17 protein-coding genes are annotated in these 19,007 nt (G+C 59.9%); 8 read left to right on the top strand and 9 right to left on the bottom strand.

Features of this window, described 5'->3' with window-relative positions:
• The first annotated feature begins 22 nt into the window (after positions 1 to 22).
• The 5 genes from ribF (at position 23) to ispH (ending at position 5,843) form a co-directional block, all read left to right on the top strand.
• On the top strand, positions 23 to 973 hold the full coding sequence (ribF, locus tag CW305_RS11060) for a bifunctional riboflavin kinase/FAD synthetase (RefSeq protein WP_104097921.1): 951 nt from the start codon (positions 23 to 25) through the stop codon (positions 971 to 973).
• 1 nt (position 974) lies between these two features.
• Complete coding sequence (gene ileS / locus CW305_RS11055; protein WP_104097920.1) at positions 975 to 3,806, top strand: isoleucine--tRNA ligase; 2,832 nt, start codon at positions 975 to 977, stop codon at positions 3,804 to 3,806.
• A 36-nt stretch (positions 3,807 to 3,842) separates the two neighbouring features.
• A complete protein-coding gene (gene lspA, locus CW305_RS11050; RefSeq protein ID WP_044315014.1) occupies positions 3,843 to 4,346 on the top strand; it encodes a signal peptidase II in 504 nt (167 codons plus the stop codon).
• Positions 4,339 to 4,776, top strand: coding sequence for an FKBP-type peptidyl-prolyl cis-trans isomerase (gene fkpB, locus CW305_RS11045; protein WP_104097919.1), 438 nt, complete (start codon positions 4,339 to 4,341; stop codon positions 4,774 to 4,776). The genes lspA and fkpB overlap by 8 nt, the downstream gene beginning before the upstream one ends.
• Positions 4,777 to 4,898: 122 nt before the next feature.
• Positions 4,899 to 5,843, top strand: coding sequence for a 4-hydroxy-3-methylbut-2-enyl diphosphate reductase (gene ispH, locus CW305_RS11040; RefSeq protein ID WP_104097918.1), 945 nt, complete (start codon positions 4,899 to 4,901; stop codon positions 5,841 to 5,843).
• 48 nt (positions 5,844 to 5,891) lie between these two features.
• Here ispH and CW305_RS11035 read toward each other — a convergent pair whose 3' ends face one another.
• The 7 genes from CW305_RS11035 to CW305_RS11005 all read right to left on the bottom strand — a co-directional run bounded on the left by CW305_RS11035 (position 5,892) and on the right by CW305_RS11005 (position 13,285).
• Complete coding sequence (locus CW305_RS11035) at positions 5,892 to 6,365, bottom strand: type IV pilin protein (RefSeq protein WP_104097917.1); 474 nt, start codon at positions 6,363 to 6,365, stop codon at positions 5,892 to 5,894.
• On the bottom strand, positions 6,362 to 10,261 hold the full coding sequence (locus CW305_RS11030; RefSeq protein ID WP_245890993.1) for a pilus assembly protein: 3,900 nt from the start codon (positions 10,259 to 10,261) through the stop codon (positions 6,362 to 6,364). Before CW305_RS11030 ends, CW305_RS11035 begins: the two co-directional genes overlap by 4 nt.
• Positions 10,262 to 10,293: 32 nt before the next feature.
• The gene (locus CW305_RS11025; protein ID WP_104097916.1) at positions 10,294 to 10,854 is read right to left on the bottom strand and encodes a pilus assembly PilX family protein; all 561 of its coding nucleotides are present in this window, start codon (positions 10,852 to 10,854) and stop codon (positions 10,294 to 10,296) included.
• Positions 10,851 to 11,579, bottom strand: coding sequence for a PilW family protein (locus CW305_RS11020; RefSeq protein WP_104097915.1), 729 nt, complete (start codon positions 11,577 to 11,579; stop codon positions 10,851 to 10,853). Before CW305_RS11020 ends, CW305_RS11025 begins: the two co-directional genes overlap by 4 nt.
• Before the next feature lie 2 nt (positions 11,580 to 11,581).
• Entirely contained in the window at positions 11,582 to 12,118 is a 537-nt protein-coding gene (gene pilV, locus CW305_RS11015) for a type IV pilus modification protein PilV (protein ID WP_104097914.1), read from the bottom strand.
• A complete protein-coding gene (locus CW305_RS11010) occupies positions 12,115 to 12,606 on the bottom strand; it encodes a GspH/FimT family pseudopilin (protein WP_104097913.1) in 492 nt (163 codons plus the stop codon). Before CW305_RS11010 ends, pilV begins: the two co-directional genes overlap by 4 nt.
• A gap of 172 nt (positions 12,607 to 12,778) precedes the next feature.
• Positions 12,779 to 13,285 (bottom strand): GspH/FimT family pseudopilin, encoded by a 507-nt coding sequence (locus CW305_RS11005; protein ID WP_104097912.1) that lies wholly within the window; start codon positions 13,283 to 13,285, stop codon positions 12,779 to 12,781.
• A 152-nt stretch (positions 13,286 to 13,437) separates the two neighbouring features.
• Here CW305_RS11005 and thiO point away from each other — a divergent pair, with 152 nt between their 5' ends.
• The 3 genes from thiO (at position 13,438) to speA (ending at position 17,103) form a co-directional block, all read left to right on the top strand.
• Positions 13,438 to 14,547: a glycine oxidase ThiO gene (gene thiO / locus CW305_RS11000; protein WP_003302174.1), complete on the top strand. Its 1,110-nt coding sequence runs from the start codon at positions 13,438 to 13,440 to the stop codon at positions 14,545 to 14,547.
• Between the two features lie 148 nt (positions 14,548 to 14,695).
• Positions 14,696 to 15,067 (top strand): translation initiation factor Sui1, encoded by a 372-nt coding sequence (locus tag CW305_RS10995; RefSeq protein ID WP_003302176.1) that lies wholly within the window; start codon positions 14,696 to 14,698, stop codon positions 15,065 to 15,067.
• A 122-nt stretch (positions 15,068 to 15,189) separates the two neighbouring features.
• The gene (gene speA, locus CW305_RS10990) at positions 15,190 to 17,103 is read left to right on the top strand and encodes an arginine decarboxylase (RefSeq protein WP_104097911.1); all 1,914 of its coding nucleotides are present in this window, start codon (positions 15,190 to 15,192) and stop codon (positions 17,101 to 17,103) included.
• Positions 17,104 to 17,118: 15 nt separating this feature from the next.
• Here the strand turns inward: speA and CW305_RS10985 are convergent, their stop codons facing one another.
• Together CW305_RS10985 and CW305_RS10980 are read right to left on the bottom strand one after the other, a co-directional pair.
• Positions 17,119 to 17,577, bottom strand: coding sequence for a DUF2214 family protein (locus tag CW305_RS10985; RefSeq protein ID WP_104097910.1), 459 nt, complete (start codon positions 17,575 to 17,577; stop codon positions 17,119 to 17,121).
• 2 nt (positions 17,578 to 17,579) lie between these two features.
• A complete protein-coding gene (locus tag CW305_RS10980; RefSeq protein WP_104097909.1) occupies positions 17,580 to 18,953 on the bottom strand; it encodes an MATE family efflux transporter in 1,374 nt (457 codons plus the stop codon).
• Positions 18,954 to 19,007 lie beyond the last annotated feature (54 nt).

Raw genomic sequence — 19,007 nt, 5'->3', positions numbered from 1 at the left:
CTTTTCAAGCAAGAAGTGCGGTATGCAGCTGGTTCGAGGCCTTCACAATCTGCGACCCCGGCATCGGGGCTGCGTCGCCACCATCGGCAATTTCGACGGCGTGCACCGGGGGCATCAGGCCATCCTGGCGCGGCTGCGCGAGCGTGCGGCCGAATTGGGCCTGCCCAGCTGCGTAGTGATCTTCGAGCCGCAACCGCGTGAGTTCTTTTCGCCGGACAAGGCGCCAGCGCGGCTCACCCGCTTGCGTGAAAAACTGCAGCTGTTGAGCGAGCAGGGCGTCGATCTGGTGTTGTGTCTGGCCTTCAATCGCCGCCTGCGAGAGCTGAGTGCCGCTGAATTCGTCCACGCCACGCTGGTGGAAGGGTTGGGTGTACGGCATTTGGAAGTCGGTGACGATTTCCGTTTCGGTTGCGACCGCGCCGGCGATTTCGACTTCCTGCTCAAGGCCGGCGCGGCCGAAGGCTTCTCGGTCGAGGCCGCCACCACCATTGAGGTGGACGGCGAGCGGGTCAGTAGCACGCGGCTGCGTCAGGTGCTGGCCGAGGGTGACCTGGCCTGCGCCGAAGCACTGCTCGGCAGACCGTTCGGTATCACTGGCCGGGTCATGCACGGGCAGAAACTGGGCCGCCAGCTCGGCGCGCCAACTGCCAATGTGCAGCTCAAACGCCGCAACACGCCGCTGAGTGGCGTGTTTCTGGTCAGTCTCGATCTGGACGACAAGTCGCTTGCCGGTGTCGCCAACATCGGCATGCGACCCACGGTCGAAAGTGACGGTAAACCACACTTGGAAGTGCATCTGCTCGATTATCAGGGCGACCTGTATGGGCGTCTGGTGCAGGTCACCTTCCATCGCAAGCTGCGCGACGAGCAGCGTTTCGCCTCGCTGGAGGCACTCAAGACGGCGATCGATGCCGACATCGCCGCTGCCCGCGATTACTGGCGGGCTTCACCCCTCATGACGAGTCAGGACTGAAATGACCGATTACAAAGCGACCCTCAATCTGCCGTCCACGGCATTTCCGATGAAGGCCGGTCTGCCACAGCGCGAGCCGGAGATTCTGCAGCGCTGGAACAGCATTGACCTGTACCGGAAGCTGCGGCAGATCGGCGAAGGTCGCCCGAAATTCGTCCTGCATGACGGCCCGCCGTACGCCAACGGCAACATCCACATCGGCCACGCGGTGAACAAGGTGATCAAGGACATGATCGTCCGTTCGCGCACCCTGGCCGGCTTCGATGCGCCCTATGTGCCGGGCTGGGACTGCCACGGCCTGCCCATCGAGCACAAGGTCGAAACCACCTTCGGCAAGAACCAGCCGGCGGACCTGACCCGCGAACGCTGCCGCGCTTACGCCGCCGAGCAGATCGAAGGGCAGAAGGCCGACTTCATCCGTCTCGGCGTGCTCGGCGATTGGGACAACCCCTACAAAACCATGGATTTCACCAACGAAGCCGGCGAGATCCGCGCCCTGGCGAAGATGGTCGAGGGCGGCTTCGTCTTCAAGGGCCTGAAGCCGGTGAACTGGTGCTTCGACTGCGGCTCGGCCCTGGCCGAAGCGGAAGTCGAATACCAGGACAAGAAATCCGATGCCATCGACGTGGCTTTCGCCGTCGAGGATGCCGACAAGCTCGCGACCGCCTTCGGTGTCGCCAGCCTGTCCAAGCCGACCAGTATCGTCATCTGGACCACTACGCCCTGGACCATTCCGGCCAACCAGGCGCTCAACGTCCACCCCGATTTCATCTACGCGCTGGTCGACACCGGCGATCGGCTGCTGGTGCTGGCCGAGGAACTGGTCGAGTCCAGCCTGCAACGCTACGGCCTCGAAGGCCGGATCATTGCCCGTTGCGAAGGCAAGGCGCTGGAGCTGATCCGCTTCCGCCATCCCTTCTACGAGCGCTTCTCGCCGGTGTACCTGGCCGAGTACGTGGAAACCGGCGCCGGCACCGGCATCGTCCACTCCTCGCCGGCCTATGGCGAGGACGACTTCCGTACCTGCAAGCACTACGGCATGGAGAACGACGACATTCTCAGTCCGGTGCAGAGCCACGGCGTCTACGTCCCGGACCTGCCGTTCTTCGGCGGCCAGTTCATCTGGAAGGCCAACCCGGCCATCGTCGAGAAACTGCGTGAAGTCGGCGCGCTGCTCAAGCACGAAGCCATCCAGCACAGCTACATGCACTGCTGGCGGCACAAGACACCACTGATCTACCGCGCCACCGCCCAGTGGTTCGTCGGCATGGACAAGGTCGCCCACGACGGCAGCTCGCTGCGCCGTCGCGCGCTGGACGCCATCGAGCAGACCCAGTTCGTCCCGGCCTGGGGCCAGGCGCGTCTGCACGGCATGATCGCCGGGCGCCCGGATTGGTGCATCTCGCGCCAGCGCACCTGGGGCGTGCCGATCCCGTTCTTCCTGCACAAGGAAAGCGGCGAGCTGCACCCGCGTACCGTCGAGCTGATGGAAGCCGTGGCGCAGCGTGTGGAGCAGGGCGGTATCGAGGCCTGGTCGAAGCTCGACGCAGCCGAGTTGCTCGGCGACGAGGCGGCGCAGTACGAGAAGATCACCGACACCCTCGATGTCTGGTTCGATTCCGGCACCACCCACTGGCATGTGATGCGCGGCTCGCACCCCATGGGTCACGAAAGCGGCCCGCGTGCCGATCTCTATCTGGAAGGCTCCGACCAGCATCGCGGCTGGTTCCACTCCTCGCTGCTGACCGGTGCGGCCATCGACGGCCACGCGCCCTATAAGGGCCTGCTGACCCACGGTTTCACCGTGGACGAGAACGGCCGCAAGATGTCCAAGTCCCTCGGCAACGTCATCGCGCCGCAGGAAATCACCGACAGCATGGGCGCCGACATCCTGCGTCTGTGGGTCTCGGCGACCGACTATTCCGGCGAGATGGCCGTCTCCAAGCAGATCCTGCAGCGCAGCGCCGATGCTTACCGGCGTATCCGCAATACCGCGCGTTTCCTGCTTTCCAACCTCGATGGCTTCGATCCGGCGCAGCACCTGGTGCCGAACGACCAGCTGATCGCCCTGGACCGCTGGGCCATCGATCGTGCGCTGCTGCTGCAGCGCGAAATCGAGGAAGCCTACGAGCAGTACCGTTTCTGGAACGTCTATTCCAAAGTACACAACTTCTGCGTGCAGGAGTTGGGCGGCTTCTATCTGGACATCATCAAGGACCGCCAATACACCACTGGTGCGGACAGCCTGCCGCGTCGCTCCTGCCAGACCGCGCTGTATCACATCGCCGAGGCGCTGGTGCGCTGGATCGCGCCGATCCTGGCCTTCACCGCCGAGGAAATCTGGCAGTACCTGCCGGGCGAGCGCAACGAATCGGTGATGCTCAATACCTATTACACGGGCCTGACCGCGCTACCACAGGACGCCGAGCTGGATCGCGCTTTCTGGGACAAGGTCATGGCGGTCAAGACCGCGGTGAACAAGGAGCTGGAAAACCAGCGTGCGGCCAAGACCATTGGCGGCAATCTGCAGGCGGAAGTCACGCTGTATGCAGAAGGCGCGTTGGCTGCGGAGTTGGCCAAGCTGGGCAACGAGCTGCGCTTCGTGCTGATCACCTCTGCCGTAGATATCGCACCACTGGCTCAGGCCCCAGCCGAGGCCGTGGAGAGCGAGCTGGCCGGCCTCAAGCTGGTGGTCCGCAAGACCGGACATAGCAAGTGCGGTCGTTGCTGGCACCATCTGCCGGACGTTGGCACGCATGCCGAGCATCCGGACATCTGCGGTCGCTGTGTGGAGAATATCGAAGGTGCTGGTGAGGTTCGTCACTATGCGTGATGTGCGCCGGACGATCAGCGAGCCGGAGGCTGTGCAATGAGTGCGCGTTTCGGTCGGCTCGCCTGGCTGTGGCTCAGTGTGCTGGTGATCGCCTTCGATCAGGCGACCAAACACTACTTTGAGGCCAACTTCAGCCTGTACCAGAAGGTCGACGTGATTCCGGGCTACTTCGCCTGGACGCTGGCCTACAACACGGGGGCGGCGTTCAGCTTCCTTGCCGATCATGGCGGCTGGCAGCGTTGGCTGTTTGCGGTGATCGCAGTTGGCGTCAGTGTCGTGCTGGTGGTCTGGCTGAAGCGGCTGAAAGCAAACGAAACCTGGCTGGCAGTAGCGTTGGCGCTGGTGTTGGGCGGCGCGCTGGGCAATCTCTACGATCGCGTGGTGTTAGGCCATGTGGTCGATTTCATTCTGGTGCATTGGCAGAACCGCTGGTATTTCCCCGCGTTCAATATCGCTGATAGCGCCATCACCGTCGGTGCCGTCATGCTGGCGCTGGACATGTTCAAGGGCAACAAGACCGGAGAAGCTGCACATGACTGAACAGCGCATTGGGCCGGACAAGGAAGTCACCCTGCATTTCGCGCTTGGCCTGGAAACGGGCGAGCTGGTCGACAGCACGTTCGACAAGAAGCCAGCAACCTTCAAGGTAGGTGATGGCAACCTGCTGCCAGGCTTTGAGCAGCAGCTCTACGGGCTGAAGGCCGGTGACAAGCGCACCCTGCAGATTGCTCCGGAGCAGGGCTTCGGCCAGGTCAACCCGCAGAATGTGCAGATCATGCCGCGCAACCAGTTCGCCGGGATGGAGCTTTCCGAAGGGTTGATGGTCAGCTTTCAGGATGCGGCGCGTACCGAGCTGCCGGGTGTGGTGAAGGCGTTCGACGAGAGTCAGGTCACCGTAGACTTCAATCATCCATTGGCTGGCAAGACCCTGACTTTCGAGGTCGAGATCATTGAGGTCAAGCCGGCGTAGCTGGAGCTGGCCAGCCGGGGGATTACTGCCCTCCCGCTGGCCGATACAGGGTGTCAGAGAACGCCCGTGCCGTATCGCGTTACACTCATCCGTCCTCAAGCCTTCGCGTGCCGAGACTCACCATGCAAATCAAACTCGCCAATCCTCGCGGCTTCTGCGCGGGTGTAGATCGCGCCATCGAAATCGTCAACCGGGCCCTGGAAGTTTTCGGGCCGCCGATCTATGTGCGGCATGAAGTGGTGCACAACAAGTTCGTGGTCGAAGACCTGCGTGCGCGTGGGGCGGTCTTCGTCGAAGAGCTGGACCAGGTGCCGGACGACGTCATCGTCATCTTCAGCGCCCATGGCGTTTCGCAGGCCGTTCGACAGGAAGCCGAGAAACGCGGCCTGAAGGTGTTCGACGCCACCTGTCCGCTGGTGACCAAGGTGCATCTGGAAGTGGCCAAGTACAGTCGTGAAGGGCGCGAATGCATCCTCATCGGCCACCAGGGCCACCCGGAAGTCGAAGGGACCATGGGGCAGTACGACGCGCGCAATGGCGGCGCGATCTACCTGGTCGAGGATGAAGAGGATGTTGCCCAGCTGCAGGTGCGCAACCCCGAGGCCCTGGCGTTCGTCACCCAGACCACGTTGTCCATGGATGACACCAGTCGCGTCATCGACGCGCTGCGCCGCAAGTACCCGAGCATCGGCGGTCCACGCAAGGACGACATCTGCTACGCCACACAGAATCGCCAGGATGCGGTGAAGCAACTGGCCGATGAATGCGACGTGGTACTGGTGGTCGGTAGCCCCAACAGCTCAAATTCGAACCGTCTGCGTGAGCTGGCAGAGCGCATGAACACCCCAGCCTATCTGATCGACGGCGCCGAGGACCTCAAGCGAGAATGGTTCGAGAGCGTCGAGCGCATCGGCATCACCGCCGGCGCATCGGCACCTGAGGTGCTGGTGCGTGGGGTAATCGAGCAGCTGAAGGAGTGGGGCGCCGCTGACATGAATGAGTTGGAAGGGCGGCCGGAGAACGTGACGTTCTCCATGCCGAAGGAGTTGCGGGTCAGGCAGGTTTAAGCGATCAAAGAAACCGACCGATTTAGGCCGGTTTTTCGTTTCGCTGTTTTATTTCCAGCATTGGTCTACAGTCTTTGGCTTAGATGGCGGAGGATCGCTAAGGACGCGACCTTTGGCGCCTACTGCATTGAGGGTGAGGTCGCCGCAGGCAGGATCGTTGAATGCTGGGCCCGGAGCCGCTGTCAGTGTGTAACCGCCGTCGTCTGCAACGCTGGAAACGGAAACTTGATAATAAAGGTTCTCCGATACAACTCGTCGAGTAGCGCCTGATCCGTCTAGGCGTTTAGAGCTACCTACCAGTTTGTCAAGATCACTATTGCTGGTGATATAAGCGCCATTTTGTGCATAGCGTCGCTCCTGAAGTGCAGCCAGTTCCTGTAATAGAGCCATGCCGATAGAGCGCTTGCTGCGATCCATGTAGTCCATGTAGTTCGGGATCGCAATGGCGGCGACGATACCTATGATCGCTACCGCCATCATCAGTTCGATCAGTGTGAATCCATTCTGATAAGCCTTGCTCATTGGTATTTCTCCGGGATGATATGCCAGCTCTGGCGGCCGCTGGTATTGGGGTCATCGCCGATCGTGGTCGGATCGTATGCACCGTCACTGCCGAAGACAAGGTTGCCGGGTGCCAGCGTAAAGCCTCCAAGGGCTGGGAAACGCATGCCTGAAACGACATCGCTTTTGTATTCGTCGTTTGTGTCCACAATTTGGTCTGCATTCAGGTCGATAACATTGAAGCGTGTACGGCCACCTGAATAGGCGTCAACGGCGTATAGCCAAGTGTCCGCTCCGGCCTGGCAGGGGTCTTGGTTGGGTGTCAGGCTGCTGAGGAACAGGATGGAGCCGCTAACGGTCATGTTGTTGATGATCATCTCGCCTTCCAGCTTGTTACCGACGGCCATATCCAGTGACCAGCCCCATTTCTGCACATTGTTGTCGTTGTGCAAGGGGTTATCGTAGTCGGGGTTGGCTTCGAAGTCTTCCGTAGCCTTGTACCACTCCGGAGGCTCGCTGCTCAGCAGGCGAATGTCGCGCGTGGATAGCACTTGGTTTTCGTCATTGGTGTACTGAACACTGTTGTTTTGCGAAGTGAACGACTGGGCTACTAAGCGGTTGCGGTCGCCTGCGCGAAGCGTATAGGCGTCGGTAAGCTGGCGCTTGGTTTTACGATCCCAAATGCCATAAAGCGTCATGGCTCGACTGGTATCGACATTGGCGTCGCTGTGTTCGAAGTATTTTCCGGTTCCGACCAGTACCAGATAGCCATGACTGCTCGGGTGACGTACAAGAGAAGGTTGTATGGTGATGGCTTGGCGGTCTTCAGTGGCTCCGTCCTTCGCTGTAAACAAGGGGTTGCCGCCGTACGCCAGTTTGAAATCATCATGTGTGATGGATTTGATGTCGGGGAGGCGTCGATTGAAGGGATCGCTGATTGTCTGCCCATCTTGTGTTACGAACTCAGATGAGTTCGTTGGCTTTACCAAATCGAAACGCCAGACATTTCCCTGTAGGTCTCCAGCGTAGGCATAGTCCACAAGCCCGTCGCCGTTATTGTCGGCGCCCCGGACGCTGGAGAGACCATTGGGCAGTGTGATGTCTTCTTCAATGACATCCGGAACGGTGATTTTCTTGATTAAATCGCCGTTTGCTATGTCGATGATAAGCAGCGCTGCTTTGTCATTGGCGCTGTCGTAGCCATTGCCCTGCAGGACTGCCCACTCGCCGGTATGCAGGCGTACAATTTCCGGCTGTGCGAACGAGTAGCCCAGATCTTCGTCAGTCGTAGAGTCGAACTCCCAAAGCAGTTCGATGTTGTCGGGATCTGTGACGTCGAGCGCGAACAGGGCCTTGCCTCCGGCACGTAGAGTGCCAATCAGCACGGTGCGCCAGCCCAGGTCGTCGCTCAGGTAGACGTCGCGGACAATGGGGGAACCATCTACGAAATAGTGGTGTTCGCCACCGCTGTAGTTCTTGCCTGTAAGGCGGTATAGATTCTTGATTACTTCGGTGGGAATGAAGGCGAACTCTTCCTTTCCTGTATCCGCGTTGAACCCATGCAGCATGCCGTCGTTCCCGCCGACGTAGATCATTTCCTTGCGGCTGCCAGATACTACGGTGCCTGTATCCGGATTGATAACGCGCTTGCGGTGTGCTTCGCGGAAGTCAGAGTAACTCTTGTAGGCTCCCCTGTCAGGTGCCTCGATGGCGTCGGCCAGATAAGCCAGATAGGCCGGCGTACCCACGATGACTGGACTGGAGTTGATAATGTCGCCGATCACGGTATCGCTGTTGCGGCGGCGGAAGCTCGTTTCGCTGTCGCCTTCAAGCCCGCGGTCGCCGCGGATGTAGCCCACCCGCTCTTCACCGCGTCCGTCCTTGGCACCTACAAGGCTTTCAGGGTTCACGTCCAGCAAATCTTGAAGGTCGCCCAGGTTGCCCCAGTTAAAAGACACCAGCCTGTTATCTGCCACCGCGTCGGGCGCGGCCATCATGACGTTGCGTGTCGAGGGATTGATCCCCTGGTTGGCAGTCTTGGTGCTCCATAGCGTCTTGATTTGCCCGCCGACGAGCTGAGTCTTGCTTAGTTCACCGCTCCAGTCGTCACTTGAGAACTGCGTGGCGTAGACGTTATTTTTCAGCTTGCCGCCATCACTATCTGCTACGAACGACGCCGATACGGCTGGTCGTGCGGCTGTGGCGGTGCGATCCTCGATGCGGTTCAGGATTTCCTTGAAAGCCTTCACCATGGCTTCGGGACTATCGACACTGAAGAACTCTCCACGGGAGTTAAGGGCGGCATGCCAGAGGTCGTAGACATTGCTCTTAGTTCCCGCAGAGCTGGCTTTGGGCCACATCTCTCCGTTGAGCAATGCCTGATAACCTGTGCCTGAGTGGGTTGCGCCCTCCCAAGGAAGTTTGGGGTTATCCAGTGCTTCGGTTAAGCCAAGGCCCATCATGAAGTTGACCATGCGCTGCCAATTAGCAGGGTCGTTGCGAGGGTCCCAGTACTGTTTACTGGGGTCATTATCCTTTGTATGGATATAGGGGCTGACTTCGTTTGGTAGGGTCGGCCGCAGATCCGTGGCCCAATAGTGCATGGCCAAGTCGGCGAGTGTGTAGTTGTCGCTGTTTGTGTCGTTGAAAGGACTTTGCCTTTTGTACTCCTGACCATCAGGAAGCTTGAAGGTTGTATTGTCGTGAAGGAAGCTGCTTGGCGCGTTGACGGCTTGGTTCCATAGGCCGTCAGTCATCATTACGTGATAGCTGGGGCGGCAGGCATATGTGTTCTCAGTGGTGTTACCACTGCCTCCGGGGTTTTTCTCCCAAGCTCTTGCTGTGCCGTAGAAGTCACCAGCGCGCCGCATGGCAGCAGGCAAATAGGTGCTCTGGTCGAACTCGATATTGCGCAGCCATGTGTAGAGCTGGCCTTTATGCTCACTTGAATAGTTCTTGAATGCATTATTGCCGCAATTGCCGTTGCTATCAGTGCTCGTAAAGCTTTTGCAGTTGCCAAGGCCTTGCCAGCTCAGGCGTACTTCTGTGGAGAGATCGTAGAAGGCCAGTGCCGTTGCGGAAATCGTGGCGAGCGCCCGGTTACGGTAGAACGAATACCAGTTGGCGAAGTTTTGCTGTTCTGAAACTGTGACAAACTTTAAAGTGTAGCAGTCATCGTCTGTTGTTGAGCAGTTAAGCTTCTTGCTGGAGTCATAAACGTAGTAGTAAGCGGGGACTCCAGTTTGCTCCCAAGTGCCTGTGTAACGGCCGTTGTCGCTGGTGCAGCTGCCATTGCTCCAACCTGTCGTCGTGACGGTACAGCCTGTGCCAGAGTTATTGCGGCGTATAAAAAGCTCTTTTCCGCTGTCCGTTGTACATTTTTTTTCCTGACCTTTGTTTAGATTGGTGACATAGCATGAGAAGTCACTGGAAGGGTTCTCGGCTAACCGGGGGGTGGTGCTGCTATAACCGTAGGTAGTTGGCGCATTGGCATTAGGGTCGTATGTCCAATGCACTTTGTAGTCATTGGAAAGGTCTACGCTACCTCGGGCGCTGTTGAATCCGTTGTGTAACGCAGCAGTGAAGCTTGTGGAAAGCTCCTGTTCTACACCGGACGCGTCAAACATCTTGGGCGCCACATAAGTGACCTCTGGGTTGTAATACATCGGATTAAACGCGGTGGATTTGGCCCGACGAGTCCTGCGAGCGCCAGACTTTTCATCTGGCGCAAAAGCCCAACGCATACTGCCAGAGTCGTCCAGCGTCAACAGCATGTTTGGCGGTACGGTTTCGGTCAGCATCAATGGTTTTTGGCTGACGCTGAACGCCGCTGCACTGGCATTCAGGCTTCCGGCAAAAAAAACTAGAAATCCTAGTGTGCTCAAAACACTTCTTGTATAGAAATCATGTGTGATCATGGCTATTCCCTGTGTGGAAACTCGAGCGAGCCTTACTCGGCTTGCTCGATTCTTCCTTTGGCGTTGAGAGCGACAGTTGAGCGGACGGCGTTATTAATTTCGTTGTAACTAGCCATGCCATTGATTTCGTAACGAAAAACTCCGAAGCCAAGTAGCATGTTACCGTACTCGGGGTTTTCGGTTTGGCCTTGGGTCTCCCCGCCGGGGGCGGTTTTGGCATACCAAGTTGCGTCACCTGCAACTTTGGTATCGTCGTCGGGAGAATAAACCTGGGCCCCTTTTGTGCTTTCCAGACTGTATTTATTGTCTCCTACGAGAAGGCAGCGTTTCTTGGGGGTGAGACTGTTGCAATCGCTTGTCGGCTCGTGGGGGCCGTTTAGGAGGGTGCGGCGCTCGCCGTCTCGGGTGGCTGCTTCTGCCGTGTTCAGCAGGCGCTTCTGCTCGATCATGTTGCCGGTAATTCGGGATTCGAGGCCTACCTCACGCATATTAGCAATGGCGAGCACCGTGATGATCAGTAGAAAAACCAAGGCGACCAGCAGGGTAACGCCTTGTTGTTGCCGCCGGCTTGGCGAGTGGACGGTACGGATCATGGCAGCAGGTTCCTCATGCTGGTGCTGCTTGAAAGCATGGTATAGAGACGCTTGTCTTCGTCTTCAGGCTCTTTGTTAAACCAGAGTTCATAGGCCTTGCTCTCAGCATCCTGAGTGATGTTGTTTGCACTGGCTGTCAGAATGGAAAGTTTCACTGCGCGGATGTTGTCGTCTTCGGAGGGGGTGGAGGCATATCGACTGATGCGTTTTTCCTCATTGCCGTTGACGCCATACACGAACTTGAGGTCGGTGATTCCGGTGGCAATCTCGGCGCCATTGCAGGTCAGTTCGCCGTTGGTAAGTTCGAACTTCTCCGAGACCGGTTCTGCAGATACATACGCCTTGTCGGGAATATCGTCGATGTTGTTGCCGGCGCAGTCGCGGGCGTCAGGGAATGCGGGCTGGTAGCGGATGCAGAACGCTGTGTCGCTGAGGCGTTTGGTGACCTGACCTGCTTCCATTACTCCACAGCCGTCAATTGGCTTCTTGGGGAAGGCTGTCGCCATGGTCTGGTCAGGTGTGCGACGGTAGCCTGCCTTCGCCAGCGTCTGCTCCAGAAGAAGAATGGAGAAGCGTGCGTTTTCGATGTTCTGTCCTTGGCTTTGCTGGAACAGCACGTTTTCACGGTTCTTGACATAGACCTGCGTAATGCCGATTGTCAGGATGCTGCTGATCACCAGCGCCACCATCATCTCGATGATGGAAATTCCGTTTTGCTTGTGCATGATCAAAGTTCTCCGCGCAGGCGCAGGGTGCAGATGAAGGGATCGTCGTCGCCTGCGCCATCCCCGTCACGACAGCGTTCTCCGACGGAGCGCCAGGCGACCTGAATCTCCACGGCCGAGCCATCGCCTGCGTCGCAGGCGTCGAGCTGCTTGGAGCGGCAGGTGTAAAAGTTGTTACGCACGGCTTGTGCCTCTCCGCCGTCGCCAGTTGTACCCGGCAACAGCGTGCGCGCCTTCTCACCCCAGCAGGCCATCTGATTGGCCACGTCGCTGGCCTCGACGTCTTCTTCGTCCTCACAGCTGTCATCTGCCGGCAGCGCTTCGAAAAGATAGGCATCACGGGCTGTCGGATTGGCACGCATCGTTTCCATCATCTCGTTGGCCAGCATGATGGCGTTGTTGCGTGCGACGGAGTCTGCGGTGAACTGGATGCCGCGACTCTGCATAGCAACGAGTGCCAGCATGCCTATGGTCAGCAGAACGAGGGTGACCAGTACCTCGATCAGGGTGAATCCTCGGTTTTTGGTATCTCTTTTCATGGCGTGCAGTCCTGCAGATCTTGTCCTGATGCATCCTTTCCGCGTGGCAGCAGGCGGGCGTTGCCGCTGCGTTGTACCGAGATCAGGTAGGCGAACTCTGCTTCGTCGTTGCGACAGACAATGAAGTCTGCGGCGTCGGCTGTGCCGTTGGCTCGATAGGTCAGCGTGATCGGTGCTGCCAGGGTGCTAGTGATGGCAGCCTGATCCGGATTGATGGTTTCCTGGCGCAGTACCCGGTTGTCTTCTACGTGGGTCACCAGCCAGTCATCGGCGTTGTTGCTCAGGCTGATGGAAGTCCGATGTACCACCGCCTCGGAACGAGCGAATTGCAGCAGGCTGTGAAGAGTCTGTGCCTGAGCCTCTACCTGGTGGATGGCTGTCATGCGGGTGAGGCTGGGCATGGCCAACCCGGCGATTAGCGCTAGCAGGACGAGTACGATCATGGCTTCAATCAAGGTGAATCCTTGCATGTCGCGACGAGGTGACATGGTGCGCTCCACTTAGTTTCTTGAGCGGATAATGATTCGGCCCGGACGCTTTGTCCGTTATGCCGGGATAGCCGGTACGTTTGTCGGGATGACCGGCTGTCGGCACGATTATCAGGCTTGTGCGCGAGCTTCGGCGTGATCGACGCCATGCTTTGATGTCTGCCGGTGTATATCAGGGGGTACACAGGGCGGCTTTGCTTTCATTCTCCTCCGCAGTGCCTTGGCGCAGTCGACCCTGGCGGCTGAGTATGAGTTGCCACGCGATACGCTGTTTATAGCACTGATAGAAGCGGCCATTGCTCCAAGGGCTGGTGCCGTTTTCGTAGAACCGAATTTGCTGATTACCGAAACCAATCCAGCGCAGCTCTTTGGCGCCAGTTAGTTGCGTTAGCGCGAGTTTCTGTCCTGTTGTTTCCAGCTTGGTCAGCCAGCCATCGCGCCAGTCGTTGCTGCAAGTGTCCATATTTCGGGTACCACATAGAACAACAGTCTGGCGTCGAAGTACCGCTGTGGCACGCGCGTTCTGGATAGTGTCTTGAAGTTGGGAAAGCAGGGCCTGCTGGCGGCTACGTTCAATAAAGTCGTTGATTGCCGACATCGCTATGGCGGAAATAACGGCAAGAACTGATACGGTGATAACTACGTCTATTAATGTGAAGCCTTGATTTCGGTTCGCCATAGTGCGGTTCCTTTGCACGTATGATGCTCAGCCGTCCTGGCTGCTTTTTGTGTATTGGCGTTCGCGAGATACACGACGCTCTTTTAAAGCAGCCTGCCCGTCAGTCCAAGTGCGGACGGGCAGAAATGTGAACCAGATGGTTGGAGAGGCATGTGAATCAAGAAGTGATCGTTGTCGGTGGCGGTGTCATCGGGTTGTTGTCAGCCTATCGCCTGGCTCAGGCAGGCACGTCGGTGTTGCTGCTAGAGTCGGGCGATGTTGGTCGCGAAGCTTCCTGGGCCGGCGGCGGGATCGTTTCGCCGCTTTATCCGTGGCGCTACAGCCCGGCGGTCACGGCGCTGGCGCATTGGTCGCAGGATTTCTATCCACAGCTTGGCGAGCGGCTTCTGGAAGAGACGGGGGTGGACCCCGAGGTGCATGTCACCGGCCTTTACTGGCTGGATCTACATGACGAGGCGGAAGCGCTGAGTTGGGCTGAGCGTTATGGCCGGCCGCTGACGTCGGTGTCGATGGAGACCGTGCGCCAGACAGTGCCTTCGCTGGGTGAGGGTTACGAGCGCGTCGTCTACATGGAGGGTGTTGCCAACATTCGCAATCCTCGTCTGTTGCGCGCCTTGCGCGAAGCGCTGCGGCAGCTGCCGAATGTGACTGTGATCGAGCAGTGCGCGGTCGAGGGTTTCCTCCGCGACGGTACGCGTATCGTGGGCGTGCAGACAGCGCAGGGCGAGATGCGAGCGGATCAGGTTGTAGTGGCTGCGGGCGCCTGGAGCGCACAGCTGCTGGCGACGCTGGGGCTGGAGATTCCGGTCAAGCCGATGAAGGGGCAGATGATTCTATTCAAGTGCGCCGAGGACTTCCTGCCGAGCATGGTGCTGGCCAAACGGCGCTATGCGATTCCACGGCGCGACGGCCATATCCTGGTCGGCAGCACGCTGGAAGATGTCGGCTTCGACAAGACGCCGACCGAAGACGCGCTGGAAAGCCTGAGGGCAACAGCGATCGAGCTGTTGCCCGCGCTGGCCGACGCGCAAGTGGTCAAGCACTGGGCAGGCCTGCGACCCGGTTCGCCGGACGGCGTGCCTTATATAGGACAGGTGGGCGGTTTCGACGGGCTGTGGCTGAACTGCGGGCACTTCCGCAACGGGTTGGTGCTGGCACCGGCGTCCTGTCAGCTGCTTGTCGATCTGATGCTTGGGCAGGCGCCGATCGTGGATCCATCGCCCTATGCACCGGCCGGGCGTATCGCCGATCAGAAGAGCTGATCGGCCCTTCGCGGTACTTCGGTTTCACGAGCAGTCCGGGTTTCATATGCGTCGCCCGGACTCTGTTCTGCTACCAACTCGCATTGCTGGTAAATTAGCCGGCACTTCGGCTCTGCCAGGCAGAGCCAGATTGGCGAGTGAGGTTTGTGTGGCGAAGAAAACCACTTCCCTGGCCGGCCTGAGCGGGCTGGTCTATTCCACCGATGCCGGTCGGCATTGTCCCGAGTGCAGTCAACCGCTGGGTAGTTGCATCTGCAAACAAAGCGTTGTGCCCGAAGGCGACGGCATTGCACGGGTGCGCCGCGAGAGTAAGGGCCGAGGCGGCAAGACGGTGACGACCATCAGTGGCGTTCCCTTGCCCGAGACCGATCTCAAGGAACTTGCCAGCGCGCTGAAACGTCGCTGCGGCACGGGTGGTGCGCTGAAGGATGGAGTCATCGAGATTCAGGGCGATCACGTTCAGCTGCTGATCGACGAGCTGAGCAAACGTGGCTTCAAGGCCAAGAAGTCCGGTGGCTGAGCACCGATGTGACACCTCCACCGATTTTCACCATTTTCCGCATATCGGCTGTCGAAGCCGCATAGCCTTCGCCGCGCGGTTCTGCTCGCTGCGAAACACTCAATTTCTTCCGGGAGGCCTTGATGCCTGTACGACGCACACGTAAAGACGACGGTAGCCAGTGGACCGCTGCCGACAGCCGCAGCATCTACGGTATCCGCCACTGGGGCGCTGGGTATTTCGCAATCAACGACCAGGGCAATGTCGAAGTGCGCCCGCAAGGGCCGAGCGGCGAGCCGATCGAGTTCAACGGCCTGATCGAGCAATTACGCGAGGCGGGGCTGTCACTGCCGTTGCTGGTGCGTTTCCCCGGCATCCTGCAGGACCGCGTACGGCGTCTGACCGGTGCCTTCGATGCCAACATCGAGCGCATGGAGTACGCCGGCAAGTACACCGCGTTGTACCCGATCAAGGTCAACCAGCAGGAAGCGGTGGTGGAGAACATCATCGCCACGCAGAACGTTTCCATCGGCCTGGAGGCGGGTTCCAAGCCGGAGCTGATGGCTGTGCTGGCGCTGGCGCCGAAGGGCGGCACCATCGTCTGCAATGGCTACAAGGACCGCGAGTTCATCCGCCTCGCACTGATGGGCCAGAAGCTCGGCCACAACGTGTTCATCGTCATCGAGAAGGAGTCCGAGGTCGGGCTGGTGATCGAGGAGGCCAACGAGCTCAAGCTGACCCCGCAGGTCGGTCTGCGTGTGCGGCTGTCGTCGCTGGCATCGTCGAAGTGGGCCGATACCGGTGGCGAGCGGTCGAAGTTCGGCTTGTCCGCGGCGCAGCTGCTCTCGGTGATCGAACGCTTCCGCGCCGCAGAAATGGACCAGGGCATTCGCTTGCTGCACTTCCACATGGGTTCGCAGATCGCCAATCTGGCCGACTATCGTCAGGGCTTCCGTGAGGCGATTCGTTACTACGCCGAGCTACGGGCGTTGAACCTGCCGGTGGATTACATCGATGTGGGCGGCGGACTGGGGGTCGACTACGACGGCACCCACTCGCGCAATGCCAGCTCGATCAACTACGACATCGACGAATACGCCGGTACCGTGGTCGGCATGCTCAAGGAGTTCTGCGAGGCACAGGGGCTGCCGCACCCGAACATCTTCTCCGAAAGCGGGCGGGCGATGACCGCGCACCATGCGGTGTTGGTCATGCAGGTCACCGACGTCGAGCGGCACAACGATGAGCTGCCGGTGATCGACAACTACGACGAACTGCCGGAGATCGTGCAGTCGCTGGCCGACCTGCTCGGACCGACCGACCCGGAAATGGTCACCGAGACCTACTGGCGCGCTACCCACTACATGAGCGAGTCCAGCGCGCAGTACGCCTCCGGCAAGCTGACGCTGGCGCAGAAGGCACTGGCCGAGCAGAGCTATTACGCCATCTGCCGTCGCCTGTACAACCAGCTCAAGGCCCGCCAGCGCTCCCATCGCGCGGTGCTCGACGAGTTGAACGACAAACTGGCGGACAAGTACATCTGCAACTTCTCGGTATTCCAGAGCCTGCCCGATACCTGGGCCATCGACCAGATTCTGCCTATCGTGCCGTTGCAGCGCTTGACCGAAGAGCCGGTGCGTCGCGCGGTGCTGCAGGACCTGACTTGTGACTCGGACGGCAAGATCAGGCATTACGTCGACGAGCAGAGCATCGAGAACAGCATGCCGGTGCACGAGATTCAGGCGGGGGAAGAGTATTTCCTTGGCGTGTTCCTGGTCGGCGCGTACCAGGAAATCCTTGGCGACATGCACAACCTGTTTGGCGACACCGACTCGGTGAACGTCTATCAGCGTGAGGACGGCAGCTACTACCACGCCGGCATCGAGACCCACGACACCATCGAGGACATGCTGCGCTACGTGCACCTGTCGCCCGAGGAGCTGATGACCTACTACCGCGACAAGGTTGCCAGCGCCAAGCTGAGCGCCAAGGAGCGCACCCAATACATCGACGCGTTGCGTCTGGGGCTGACGCGGTCGTCCTATCTGACGCCTTGAGCCGCGAGCCCGGCGTCAGCCGGGCATTACGCCAAAGCCCCGTGACATCAGCGACGCCAGCAAGGGGATCAGCAGGAGTAGCAGCAGCTCCAGGCGGATGGTCAGCTTGACCCACCTGGCGCTGCTGTCCGAGATGATCGGTGCCTGGCCTGCGGACAAGGCCGGGCGCCAGCGTAGAAACGTCAGGGTCGGATAGATGGAGAGCACCGCGACCACCACGAACAGGCCGATCTTGGCGTGGAACAGGCTGTTCTTCAGGTAGTAGTCCAGGCCTTTGCCATAGAGGATGGTCCGGGCCGCTCCGCTGGCCAGTACCGCCGCCGCGGTGATACCGAAGGCGATGTCGATACGGAACAGGCTGCGCGCTCGCTCCAGCGTCAGCGGCTGACGGAACAGCTGGTGCTCCAGCAGCAGCAGGGCAAAGAGCAGGAATATCGCCAGAAAATGCAGGTAGGCGGCGATGGCGTAGGCCATGTTCAGTGTCCTTCGGAGTGTGTGGTGCTCGGCGCGCCCATGTTAAACCAGGCTCCGCGGCGCTGCAGGCGCTGAGCGAGCACGCCCAGGCAGACGCCGCGCATCAGCATGAAGCTCAGAAACGCCAGCCACAAGCCGTGATTGCCAAGCCCTTGCAGCAGCCAGCCCAGTGGCAGCGTCAGGCCTACCGCCAGGAGCATGCTGTTGCGCATCTCCCGCGCGCGGGTTGCACCGATGAACAACCCGTCGAGCAGATAGCTCCAGACCGCAATCAGCGGCAACGCCGCCAGATAGGGCAGGTAGATCAGCGCGGTCGCGCGGACCTCGGGAATGTCGGTCTGCAGCTGGATAAATAGATGGCCGCCAAGCAGGAAGAACAAGCCGAAGGCGACGCTGGCCAGCAACGACCAGCCCCCGGCGACCACCATCACTCGCTGCAGTGCGTCGCGGTTGCGGGCACCGATGGCATGTCCGGCCAAGGCTTCCACGGCATGAGCCAATCCATCGAGGGCGTGGGCGGTCAGCAGCAGACCATTGAGCAACAGCGCATTGGCGGCGACCGTCGCATCGCCTAGCCGGGTGCCCTGGACAGTCACCAGGAAGAACACCAGTTGCAGCGCCAGGGAGCGCAGGAAGATGTCGCGGTTGACCGCCATCAGCGGCCGCCAGCTCAACCAGCGGCGCAGCGCGCGGGTATCGACTCGACCGGGATAGCGGGCCAGCGCCTTGCGGGTGAGCGCCAGGCCGAGCAGCGCGCCGCTCCATTCGGCGATCACCGAGGCGCGTGCGGCGCCGGTCACGCCCCAGTCGAGGCCGAGCACGAACCACAGGTCCAGCGCCACGTTGATCAGATTGGTGGTCAGCAGGATGGCCAGTGGCGCGCGCGCATTCTGCGTGCCGAGGAACCAGCCGATCAGCGCATAGCTGGCCAGCGCCGCGGGCAGGCCGAACAGCCGCGTGTGGAAATAATCACGGGTGAGTTCGTCCAGTTCGGCCGAGGGCTGCATGAGCTGCAGGGCCGCGCCTTTCAGCGGCACGCCGAGCACCCCGAGCAACAGCGCGAAACCCAGGGCCAGCAGCAGCCCCTGCAGGAGGATCTGGCGCAGGGCGCCGCCGTCGTTGCGACCAGCGGCCTGGGCGGCGAAGCCCGTCGTGCCCATGCGCAGAAAGCCCATCACCCACACCAGCAGCGTATACAGGCTACCGCCGACCGCCACTGCGCCCAGCTGATGCGCGTGCGGCAGATGGCCGATCACGCTGCTGTCCACCAGTGCGACCAGCGGAACGGATAGGTTCGACAGGATCATCGGCGCCGCCAGCGCCCACACCTTGCTGTGGGTTGGGGCGTGGCGCCAGGCGGCAAGCATGCTGGACATTACGGGCCTCCGGGACGGCCCGGCACTATACGTGGCATGCAATGAAAGAGGGAA

The organism is Stutzerimonas kunmingensis, assembly GCF_002929225.1.
In the GTDB taxonomy this organism is placed as follows: domain Bacteria; phylum Pseudomonadota; class Gammaproteobacteria; order Pseudomonadales; family Pseudomonadaceae; genus Stutzerimonas.
The sequence above is the reverse complement of the archived record's forward strand: the minus strand, read 5'-3'. Positions and strand labels throughout refer to the sequence as shown.

What these genes read in the sequence shown, in the direction of transcription:
- CW305_RS11030 (WP_245890993.1), bottom strand. Translation starts at nt 10,261, where the DNA reads ATGATCACACATGATTTCTATACAAGAAGTGTTTTGAGCACACTAGGA.
- CW305_RS11025 (WP_104097916.1), bottom strand. Translation starts at nt 10,854, where the DNA reads ATGATCCGTACCGTCCACTCGCCAAGCCGGCGGCAACAACAAGGCGTT.
- CW305_RS11010 (WP_104097913.1), bottom strand. Translation starts at nt 12,606, where the DNA reads ATGTCACCTCGTCGCGACATGCAAGGATTCACCTTGATTGAAGCCATG.
- lspA (WP_044315014.1), top strand. Translation starts at nt 3,843, where the DNA reads ATGAGTGCGCGTTTCGGTCGGCTCGCCTGGCTGTGGCTCAGTGTGCTG.
- CW305_RS10985 (WP_104097910.1), bottom strand. Translation starts at nt 17,577, where the DNA reads ATGGCCTACGCCATCGCCGCCTACCTGCATTTTCTGGCGATATTCCTG.
- CW305_RS10980 (WP_104097909.1), bottom strand. Translation starts at nt 18,953, where the DNA reads ATGTCCAGCATGCTTGCCGCCTGGCGCCACGCCCCAACCCACAGCAAG.
- CW305_RS11005 (WP_104097912.1), bottom strand. Translation starts at nt 13,285, where the DNA reads ATGGCGAACCGAAATCAAGGCTTCACATTAATAGACGTAGTTATCACC.
- pilV (WP_104097914.1), bottom strand. Translation starts at nt 12,118, where the DNA reads ATGAAAAGAGATACCAAAAACCGAGGATTCACCCTGATCGAGGTACTG.
- ribF (WP_104097921.1), top strand. Translation starts at nt 23, where the DNA reads ATGCAGCTGGTTCGAGGCCTTCACAATCTGCGACCCCGGCATCGGGGC.
- speA (WP_104097911.1), top strand. Translation starts at nt 15,190, where the DNA reads ATGCCTGTACGACGCACACGTAAAGACGACGGTAGCCAGTGGACCGCT.
- CW305_RS11020 (WP_104097915.1), bottom strand. Translation starts at nt 11,579, where the DNA reads ATGCACAAGCAAAACGGAATTTCCATCATCGAGATGATGGTGGCGCTG.
- CW305_RS11035 (WP_104097917.1), bottom strand. Translation starts at nt 6,365, where the DNA reads ATGAGCAAGGCTTATCAGAATGGATTCACACTGATCGAACTGATGATG.
- ispH (WP_104097918.1), top strand. Translation starts at nt 4,899, where the DNA reads ATGCAAATCAAACTCGCCAATCCTCGCGGCTTCTGCGCGGGTGTAGAT.
- fkpB (WP_104097919.1), top strand. Translation starts at nt 4,339, where the DNA reads ATGACTGAACAGCGCATTGGGCCGGACAAGGAAGTCACCCTGCATTTC.
- ileS (WP_104097920.1), top strand. Translation starts at nt 975, where the DNA reads ATGACCGATTACAAAGCGACCCTCAATCTGCCGTCCACGGCATTTCCG.